The 1,551-nt window shown below is 37.9% G+C and carries 1 protein-coding gene and 1 pseudogene; both read left to right on the top strand.

Going from position 1 to position 1,551, the window contains the following annotated elements:
• Positions 1 to 48: 48 nt before the first annotated feature.
• Positions 49 to 729 carry a ribulose-phosphate 3-epimerase gene (gene rpe, locus B2X72_RS05240; protein WP_201671535.1) on the top strand — a complete coding sequence of 227 codons (681 nt, stop codon included), beginning with the start codon at positions 49 to 51 and terminating at the stop codon, positions 727 to 729.
• A gap of 359 nt (positions 730 to 1,088) precedes the next feature.
• Positions 1,089 to 1,551, top strand: a pseudogene (locus tag B2X72_RS05235) (bifunctional aconitate hydratase 2/2-methylisocitrate dehydratase); the annotation flags it as partial.

Below are 1,551 nucleotides of genomic sequence, written 5' to 3'. Positions count from 1 at the left end.
GCTGTGATGAACAAAAAATACTTGTTATCTTTGCAAAAAAAATACAACATGTCAACAAAATCACATCTAATTGCACCATCCGTTCTTGCTGCAGACTTTGCAAAATTATACGATGATATCATCATGGTAAACAACAGTGAGGCAGATTGGTTTCATATTGATATTATGGACGGTGTTTTCGTTCCAAATATCTCTTTTGGATTTCCAGTTATGCAGGCTATTGCAAAACATGCTGCTAAACCTTTGGATGTACATTTGATGATTGTTGATCCAGACCGTTATCTGCAGGTATGTAAAGACTCAGGTGCAGCAATCATTACCGTGCACTACGAGGCCTGTACACATTTGCATCGTACACTGGCTGCTATTAAAGAATTGGGCTGTAAGGCAGGCGTTGCATTGAATCCTCATACGCCAGTAGCACTTTTAAAAGATGTTCTTGCGGATCTCGACTTGGTTTGTATTATGTCGGTCAATCCAGGGTTCGGCGGTCAGAAATTTATTCCAAATACCTATGCCAAGGTACAGGAACTAAGGACCATGGCACAGGGAGTGAATGATGGTCTGCTGATTGAAATCGATGGGGGAGTAACGACTGCGAATGCAGCACAGTTATTGAAAGCCGGAGCAGATGTGCTGGTGGCAGGTTCATTTGTATTCAACGCGACTGATCCTCTAGAAACCGTGAAAGCATTAAAAGACATTGATATAACTGTAGAAAGTATATAAAACGAAAAGGTGATTTAATAATTTAAATCACCTTTTTTTTGAAAGAAATAAATACAATATAGCGGATTTCAAAAAAAGATGGCAGGATTGCATAAATGCTGTTTAGAACAATTCCAAATTGATTTAAATAAATGGAATGCATGCGTTTAAAGTTGGATTTTCACTATTTTTGTAATTAGTCATACAAGTTGATTTACGACAAATAGATCAGCTTCAAAACATGAAGTGGAAGGGCTAATTTGTGATTTGTCAGGGAGGACCTGATAGATGGCGTATTAGCTTAATTATATTACAGACATGGTAGTGTAGAAAGACATAGGTGTTTTTATGCTGCCCATAAAATAGAAAGATAGATATCTATGAGTATTTACAACGATTACGTACAAGAGGTTGTAGAACGAGAAGGCCAAGGATTACATCCTAAGCCTATTGACGGAGCAGAATTACTAAGTGAGGTAATTGCCCAGATTAAAGATTTAAACAATGAAAATAGAGCTGAATCTTTAAGATTGTTTATTTACAATACGTTGCCGGGTACTACGCCTGCAGCGGGTGTTAAAGCACAATTCCTAAAGGAAATTGTTTTGGGTGAATCAGTTGTTGCTGAAATTACACCTGATTTCGCTTTTGAATTGTTGTCACATATGAAGGGTGGTCCTTCAATCAAGGTTTTATTGGACCTGGCTTTGGGTACAGACCTAGCTATTGCAAAACAGGCGGCTGAGGTTCTTAAAACACAAGTTTTCTTATATGACGCGGATACCGCTCGTTTGAAAGAAGCTTTTGAACAAGGCAATGAGGTTGCAAAAGATATTTTAGAAA

Source organism: Sphingobacterium sp. UBA7253, from assembly GCF_002472745.1.
Taxonomy (GTDB): Bacteria; Bacteroidota; Bacteroidia; order Sphingobacteriales; family Sphingobacteriaceae; genus Sphingobacterium; species Sphingobacterium siyangense.
This window is presented reverse-complemented; position numbering and strand designations above follow the sequence as displayed.